Origin of the sequence: Bellilinea sp. (assembly GCF_034432615.1) — a bacterium.
Classification (GTDB): Bacteria; Chloroflexota; Anaerolineae; order Anaerolineales; family Anaerolineaceae; genus Bellilinea.
Genome location: NZ_DAOUBL010000079.1, coordinates 1 through 8,363 on the forward strand (window position 1 = coordinate 1; position 8,363 = coordinate 8,363).

6 protein-coding genes are annotated in these 8,363 nt (G+C 54.9%); 1 reads left to right on the forward strand and 5 read right to left on the reverse strand.

Translation table 11 applies throughout. The features are described from left to right. The 5 genes from VAE48_RS03740 to VAE48_RS03760 all read right to left on the reverse strand — a co-directional run. Positions 1-610: FIST N-terminal domain-containing protein (locus VAE48_RS03740; protein ID WP_322791978.1), on the reverse strand; the 610-nt coding region annotated here is incomplete at its 3' end. 26 nt (positions 611-636) lie between these two features. Next, positions 637-3,669, reverse strand: a complete 3,033-nt coding sequence (locus VAE48_RS03745; protein WP_322791979.1) for a GAF domain-containing sensor histidine kinase — start codon at positions 3,667-3,669, stop codon at positions 637-639. A 40-nt stretch (positions 3,670-3,709) separates the two neighbouring features. Beyond that, a complete protein-coding gene (nusG, locus tag VAE48_RS03750; RefSeq protein ID WP_322791980.1) occupies positions 3,710-4,225 on the reverse strand; it encodes a transcription termination/antitermination protein NusG in 516 nt (171 codons plus the stop codon). A 95-nt stretch (positions 4,226-4,320) separates the two neighbouring features. Beyond that, on the reverse strand, positions 4,321-6,882 hold the full coding sequence (locus VAE48_RS03755; protein WP_322791981.1) for a DUF2207 family protein: 2,562 nt from the start codon (positions 6,880-6,882) through the stop codon (positions 4,321-4,323). A 107-nt stretch (positions 6,883-6,989) separates the two neighbouring features. After that, positions 6,990-7,358: a winged helix-turn-helix domain-containing protein gene (locus tag VAE48_RS03760; protein ID WP_322791982.1), complete on the reverse strand. Its 369-nt coding sequence runs from the start codon at positions 7,356-7,358 to the stop codon at positions 6,990-6,992. Between the two features lie 157 nt (positions 7,359-7,515). Between VAE48_RS03760 and VAE48_RS03765 the strand changes: the two genes are divergently transcribed. Beyond that, on the forward strand, positions 7,516-8,363 hold an 848-nt coding region (locus VAE48_RS03765; protein ID WP_322791983.1), incomplete at its 3' end, for a hypothetical protein.

Consider the following 8,363-nt stretch of genomic DNA (forward strand, 5'->3'; position numbering starts at 1 on the left):
ACACCCCGCTATCCTTCCAACCCTGGGCGGCAGCCATTCCCACCCGAATGCCTGACCCCAACCACAATGCCGAAAGGCCGCCTTCGGCGCAGTAGGTTTCTCCCAAGAGGGAATTCTTTCCGCGTGGAAAACCCGCGCCCGAAAGAAACCCGCCCACCTCTATGGAAACCTGCTCAAAGTAAGAAAGTAAGGTGTTAATTTCCCCCTTCAATCCGTCGGCTGCCAGCAGTACCGAATGCCAGGGGCGGCTGGTTCTGGAATGTCCCAGCCGGGCGTTCAATTCCAGTGCGCTGCCCAGCGGGTCAACGGCATAATGCCCGTACCAGCTGGTATCCAGCGAAAACGCCCCTCCCAAAATGACCACCGTCATCTTTTGGGGAACAGCAGCGGCATAAATCGTTGATGTCGTTGCCCCCCATAAGGGAATATCTCCCAACAGACCATTCAAAACCTGCCTTACCTCAACCGGGTCGTAGAGATGAGAGAAAAAAACCAGCGCCACTTTCGGCTCGGCGGAGCGAAGTCCCTTTAAAGCCTGTTGAGCAGCCTGCTGGGCGGCTTCCCGCCCGTTGATCTCGTTGCTGTACCCCACTGCGCTGACCAGACTCATGCTCTCCTCCCTTGTCAAGGCATGTCTTACTGCTCGGCTACCGGTATCGTAAAGTGAAAGGTCGTGCCGCGTCGGTATTCGCTTTCAAACCAGATCTGCCCACCCTGCATTTCAACCAGACTGCGGGTGATGTTTAATCCCAAACCACTGCCCGGTACTTCACGGGCTTTTGGATCTTCGGAGCGGAAGAATTTCTGGAAAATTTTGGGCTGATCCTCCGGCGCAATTCCCAGACCGGTATCCTGCACCCACACATGGACAACTTCTGCCGGGCCGTTTTCGTCCCATTCGTTTTTGGAACGCAAAGCGCCTACGTTAATCTTTCCCCCGGCTTCCGTGTATTTATGGGCATTGCTCACCAGATTGACCAGGATCTGCACCAAACGGGTACGGTCTGCCCACACTGGCGGCAAATCGGCCGGCAGGTTGATCGTAAAGGTCTGGTGCTTGTCTTCGATCTGCCGGCGGGTGGAGCGTTCAACTTCCTGCAGTACCTCCGAAAGATGAATCGGCGCAAACTCCAGACGCAGCCGGCCGGCTTCGATCTTGGATAAATCATTCAGGTCAGAAACCAGCGTATTCATTCGATCAATGTTGGAGCGAATCACGGCAAGAAAGTTTGCCTGCGCATCATTGACCGGTCCAACCGCTTTGGCAGCCAGCAATTCGGTGTAGCCTTTAATGGAGGTCATCGGGTTCTTCAACTCGTGAGCGACAAATGAAACAAATTCGCTTTTGGCCACATTGGCAGACTGCACCGCGCTGTACAGCTGCGCATTGGCAATCGCAATCGCGGCGTGATCGCCCAGCCGCTGCAAGAATTCCAGCATTTCCTCATCACAGACTTCGGGTTTGCGGCTCTCCAGCAGCAGCAAACCGATGACGCTTTGCTCGCGTTGAATGGGAATCAACACCTGACTGGACGCCTGGCTGAATAATGCCGGTAGTTCGGCAGCCGGATACGAGCGAATCGCCCGCCGCTGCTCGATGACCCGTCCCAGACCAATCCGTTCCGCGGGCAGCAAATCGTTTTCAAAAAGACTCAACTCATCCTGGTAGCCCTGCGAAGCCACCACGCGTACCCCTTCGGGTAAAACCACTCCCACCAGACCGGCATCTGCGCCGGATTGACGCATGGCCCATTCCAGCGTAATGGTCATCGCACGGCTGACATCCAGACTGGTGTTCAACTCACGGTCAATCCGTTGCAAAACGGACAATTCTTCCACCTTGGCGGCCAGGGCCTGATCGGTCAGGGTGTATAAGCGGGCATTTTCAATGGCTACGGCCGCCTGAGAAGCAAAAGCGGTCAGCAGTTCCTGATCATCAAGGTTGAAATTGGAACCATCCTGGCGGTTGACAACCTCGATTACCCCCAGCACATTGTCTTTGACAATCAGCGGCACCACCAGCAACGAACGGGTAACAAAGCCGGTCATCTTATCCGGTTTTGAAAACCAGTCCTTAGAAGAGCGCACGTCGTTGACAATCTGCGGCTCACGGGTCTGAAAAGAACGTCCCACCACGCCCTTATCGGCGGGCATGCGCTGGCCTTCCAGTTCATGGGCTACCGGCCCAAGCACCACCCGAAAGACAAGTTCTTGAGTATGCTCATCCAGCATCAATAAACTGCCCGCTTCGCAATTCAGAATATCCACCGCGCTTTGCAGGATATTCTTCAAAAGGCGCTCAGGGTCGAGCGTAGAGGTCAGTTGACGGGTAACTTCGTTGAGGGTTTTCAATTGACGGGCGCGCCGCTCACTCTCGGCCAGCAGGCGCACTTTCAAGATGCCACCGGCTGCCTGATCGGCCAGCGCCTGCAAAATGCGCAGCTGTTCGGCAGTAAACCGCTGGGCAGGATCGCGCCGCCCCAAACAGATGATGCCAATCGGTTCGGCGCCGGCGTTTAGCGGCGCGGCCATCCACGCGTACACAGCATCCGTCAGGGGCAGCAATCCCTGCTGGCGCGATTCGCGTCCGTAATCATCCGTAATTCTGCTGCGTCCACTGGCAGCCACTTCGCTTTCGAGGCTCGGCTCAGCTGGCAGATACAAATTTTCCTGCTCGCTGACTCGCTCCTCTCCATCAATGAAAAAGACCTGTACCAATCCATCTCCCTGTGGAGATTTGAGAATCAGGCGGAATTGATCGGCAGGGATTAACTGGGTGATTTGAGCGTAAATCAGCTCATAAATATCATCCAGATTGAGCGTAACATTCACACCCTGCGCCACGCGGGTGAGAATGTTCATCTCGCGCACACTATTTTCCATTTCACTGACCATTTGGGCGCGGTCTAACGCCAGCGCCGCCTCGCGGCACAAACCGCTGATGGCTTCCAGCATCGCTGGAGTCAATCCAACCGAGGTTTGCTCACTTAGCGCCAGCCAGCCCAGCAAACGCTGGTTGCCGGGCAGCGGAAAGAACCAGCGCGCATTCAGCAGACTCAAACGGGCTCGCTCACTGCGCAGTTCGTCCATCAGCGCCGCATCCGTCTCATCCAGTTTCAAAAAACCCTTGATTTTGTTGAGCCGCTCAACCAGTGGACTGGTGGGCTGAAAAACCAGATCGCTGGTCTTTCGACCTGTTTCATCTTCTGCCGCCTGATAAGAATCACCCAACAGGTCATACAGAAACACGTGCGCGGATTCGATTCCAAATTCTTCGAGCAACTGACGGCGCAGCCGGATGAGGATTTCACGCCGATCCAGCGTATCCATCCGGCTGACCGCCTCGCTCAGCTCAGCGCGTTGGATCGGACGGCGCAGCGGAGAACCTCTGCCATTAAAGAGGGCATTTTCCAATCCCTGACGAAGCGGGAAGAACGCTAACGCCATCACAAAAAACAATACCGCACTTAACCAGGGCGAATTCCAGCCCAGCGCCTGTTGAAATACCAAACTAAGACCACTGACCAGCAGCGCGTAACCGCCCGCCAGCAGTAAGCCGGTCAACGCCACAACCATCAGCCGGTTTGACCGACCTCGTGGGGGAGGTTCAAGCGTCCGCCAGTGGATTGAAAAGGATTTTGAAGAGGAATTACCAGAGGGTTGAGTCATGGGGAAGGTTCGTAGATTTTTAGGGGGATGAAAACAGGATTCAGGAGGATTTTTTTCGCTTGCGAATGCTGCCAGCATTCAATTCCAGCGGCAGCTGCTGACGGCTGAGCATCTTCAACAACACTCTCACCCGCTCGCTGCCCGGAAGTTTGACATCAAAGATGGCTTCATACCCGCTGAAAGGCCCATGTTCAATGACAACTTCGTCGCCCGGTTTCAATCCTTCCAGATTCTCGCCGCCCGCCAGATTGATTTCCTGCACACGGCGGCGGATGGCATGAATCAGACTTTCCGGTACGGCCGCCGGTTCGCCGCCGAAGGAAACCAGCCCCCTGGCATGCGGCATCCACTGAAAGGTCGAAATTCCGGCTGTTTCCAAATCCACATGCACAAAGAGATAGCCGGGAAAGTAGGGGCGCACCTTGCGGGCGCGCGGGTTGACCGGGTTGACTTTCAGGCGGGGATAAAACACCTCAAAGCCGCTTTCTTGCAGATGACTGGCAAGAACGGCCTCTTTATGCGGGTGGCTTTGCAGAGCATACCAGTTGACAGACATGTACCATCATCTCTTTTTAGATATTATACCTGTTTCACCGGCACGGGATGATTTCTTTGGTATGCTTTCAATTTTATTAATTTTGCCGGCGCTCTTTAGCCGGCGCCGGAAGAACCGCCGCCGCTCCCGTCCCCTCCACCACCGCCGCCTCCGCTGGCATCAATGGTAGATGTCGAAATCACCGCCGTGAGGATGGAACCATCTATGCCCGAATCACCGGCGGTGTATGCCCATGAAAGGATGGTGCTCAAGCCAACATCCCGATAGGCTTTGACCCACTGATCGCCCAGACCAAAGGCCATCGTATAAGGCAAAAACGATTCCAGCCATTCAGGGCGCAGCAAGGTGCTGTTTTCTTTTTTCGTCAGGCTTTGCAAATAATTGCGAAACGACTGCCAGCGCTGGAAGCGGATGAGACCGGCCTGTGTAAAAATATTCAGCTTTGCTGCACTTACCCACAATAAGAGTACCCCCACAATCAATCCCAGCCCCACCCCCAACAGCAACACCCCGATAAAAGGCGTGAGGAATTTGCTGCCGATCAAGACCGAACCCGCCACAGCCACAGTAAAACCAAAGAAAAACAGGAAAGAAGCCATGCGGTTCAACCGGGTTCGTTCTTGCAAGGCCTCCTGCCGGATTAACCCCTGCCTGAGCAGATCATGGGTCAGCAGGCGATTGAATTGGTTTTGTTTGCTCAACAAAAGCTGTCCAACTTTGCTCAGAAAGATCTCTGACCGCTGATCAGAAACTTCCGCTGGAAAAACCAATTCCTGGATAAACGACTCATGTTCACTGGCGGCTCTCCGCTCCAGCGGATACAGGCGGAAATCGCGGGCCTTGAACAGGCCCTTGCCTTCCATGAATTCCATCTTGATCCACGAGCGGCGCGCCCAATCCAGCAGGACGGCAAACAAATGCAAAACCGTGCTGCGCCCGTTGTTGAGCAGATAACCGGCAGCTGCCGGGGTAAGTTCGTCCGGCGGTTCGCTGATTATGCCGGGCGGAATCACGCTGGCTGGCTCAATCTCATAACGCCGCCGCACACGGCTGGCAGCCAGCCCGCACAACAACACAATTCCACCGGCAAGCCCCACAGCGTAAGGGAGACCTGCCCGCAATTGACGCCCGCGCTCCAGCCGGGCAGCCTGCCACAGCGGCGGCTGCTGAATCAGACTGCCGGGTGAAAAATAAGCCTCAACAACCTGTTCGGAATCGGCCGGTATATCCTTCAATCGAAAAAGAATTGTTCCGCCATCTTCAAACGGTTCAATCGGCTGGTTGCGCAGTTTTACCGGTTGGGTGGGGGTTATTCCGGCTGGCAAAATCAGACGGATATCGCTGAATTGAATTGGATACTCATGCTCCGGGGGGATGGCCTTCCATACCAGCCCATCGCCTCGATTGGTCTGACGCACAGCCCCCACCACCCAATAAGTCAGTTCAAACACATGCTGCGAATCGTTGACCGGTTCAAAATGCCAGACAATTTTCAACGCATCGCCGTCCTGGCCGACCTCCACCTGACCGGCCTGATTACCCCTCGGCAGAACTGTGCCATCCATCCGCGCCGAAACAAACTCCAGCCGGTCCAGTTCGTTCGGGATGATGTCCCGAAAAACAAAGGTGAACGGCCCGCCCTCAAAATTGAACGCCACTGTTTCGGTCACCAGCAGATCCCCGTTCGGTTGCAGATTAATCTCCACATCGAAACGTTCGGCGAAATACGACTTTGCCAAAACCGGCTGAACCGATCCGGCCAGCAGTGCAAACCCTGCCAACACGCTGGCAAGCACCTGCACAGGGCGCGTCAGGCGCAGGCCGTTCATCACCAGCAGGTAAATCACCGCCATTACCGCAAAGGTGATCAACCCGGCTGCCGGATCATAGGTCTGAATACGGAACAGCGCCGGGGAGGGAATGGCAGAACTGGGAAAGGTGACGACCAGCGCAGCGTATAAATTGTTGGCAGCGTGCAGCCCCAGCGCCAGCTCCAGCCCTTCGCTGCGTAGGGTCACCCAGCCCAGCAGCAGGCCGATGCCGAGGTAAAAGGGCATGGTGAACCATAACCCATAAGTGCCCACTTCCGGGTTGGCACCATGCAGCAACATGAACAGGATGGAAGGCACCAGCAACGGCAGCCATAAACCTTTGCCGAACCGGCCCATCCACTGGGCCAGATAACCACGGAACAAAATTTCCTCTGTAGATGTCTGCAAGGGGATGAGCAGGAGGGCAACCAGGAAATACGGCAGCCACTCCATCAAATTGAAGTTCCACACATAATTACCCGGCTGCAGAACCGCCAATACCACATCCGCACAGGCAGAAAGTGCAAACCATACCCCCGCCGAAAGAATTAACCTGTTCCATTGAAATGCGCCCACCGGACGAAACAGGGATTTTAGAGGCCGCTGGTGAAGAAAAGCCACTCCCAAAAAAACGGTCAGCCCGGCGAATGGGAAGGGCAGCATGGTCAATATCAACAAAGAAAGCGGCGAAAATTGGAAAATATCGGTGGTACCTTCAATGAGGATAAACGGGATGGAAGCAGCAATTTGCACCGTGAAAGTCACCACAACCACGGCGAGAATCACCACCCCATATCGCCAGACCTCATTGCGGCCTTGCCGGGCGGCATTCAGATAGGTATTCATCACGGTTTACCTCGTTTCTGTGGAGTTCCAATTCGGCTTAACAAGAGTCATCCAGAACATCCCCCATTATCTGTGATTTTCGCGGATTAGACCAGAGGAAAACAGGCCTATACGGATTGTTCCTGTTCAATCGAAGATGAAAAAGGCTGTTTTGACGCAGAAGAAATCTCTCCCAATTCCTCATTCAACAGATCAGGGCGGACGTCATATTTGCGCGCCACCGCCCGATAGCGGTTTTCCACAATCCCGGCGATCAAGCGCGTTTCCACCACTCGAATTGCCCCACACTGTTCCAGCAGACCAAAGTGGTAATACAGGCGGTTGGGAGGGATATTCAATTCGCGGGCCACCTCACGGATTGTACAAGGCTGCTCAATCAACACCCGCAGCACTTTCAAGCGCAAACGCGAGACCAGCACCTTCATGGTTTGCAAATCATTCACATCGAATACAGGTTGGAGATCATTTTCGGGCATGCGGTTACCCATCCAGTTCTGAGCGGTTAAATCTTTTTGAATTCATTTTAACAAGCAAAGATTTAATTCTTTTCAAGAACAAGTTAAGATCAAGTTAATAGCCAATTTTCATTAACATCTGGATTTTTAAGATTTAAATTCGTATACTGAATTCAAGATGAGTGTACTGGAGCAACCTTTCATTGGCGGACGCAGTGAAGCGCCTCTCCTGCCGCTTGGGCGGTATTTGCCGCTGCTGCCCGCCGGGATCATTGAAACATGGCTCAAACAGACCCTCCCGGCCGGAGCATGGATCTTAGACCCGATTGGCGCACATCCTCAACTGGCGCTGGAAGCCGCCCGTGCCGGGTATCGCATCCTGATTACCAGTAACAACCCGATTCTCTCCTTCATGCTGGAAATTCTTGCGGCTGCCCCGCCTCAAAGCGAGTTCGAGGCGGCCCTGGCGGCCCTGGCAATCAGCAAACGCGGCGAAGAACGTCTGGAACGGCATATCCTCAGCCTTTACCAGACTCCCTGCGCCGCCTGTGGTCAACTGGTATCGGCGCAGGCATTCATCTGGCAGAACGAACCGCTGCGACTGGTCAGCCGGATTTACCGCTGCCTGCACTGCGGGGATGAGGGAGAACGTCCGGCTACCCCGCTGGATGTGGAAAAACTCAACCTGCCCGGCAATGATGCGCTGCACCGTGCCCGCGCCCTTTCGCGAGTGATCGGCGACCAGTCGTCCGTTACCCGCGAACAGGTCAACGAAGCTTTGAAAACCTACCTGCCGCGGCCCCTGTATGTCCTGACGACCCTCATCAACAAGGTGGAAACTTTACCCTTGTCGGAAGAACGCCGGCGTTTGCTGACCGCACTGCTGATTCAGGTTTGCGACGAAGGCAACACCCTCTGGCAGTACCCCGCTTTGCGCCCCCGCCCGCGCCAGCTGACCGTACCGGCCCAGTTCCGCGAAAACAACCTTTGGCTGGCTCTGGAAAATGCCGTTTCGCTGTGGTGCTC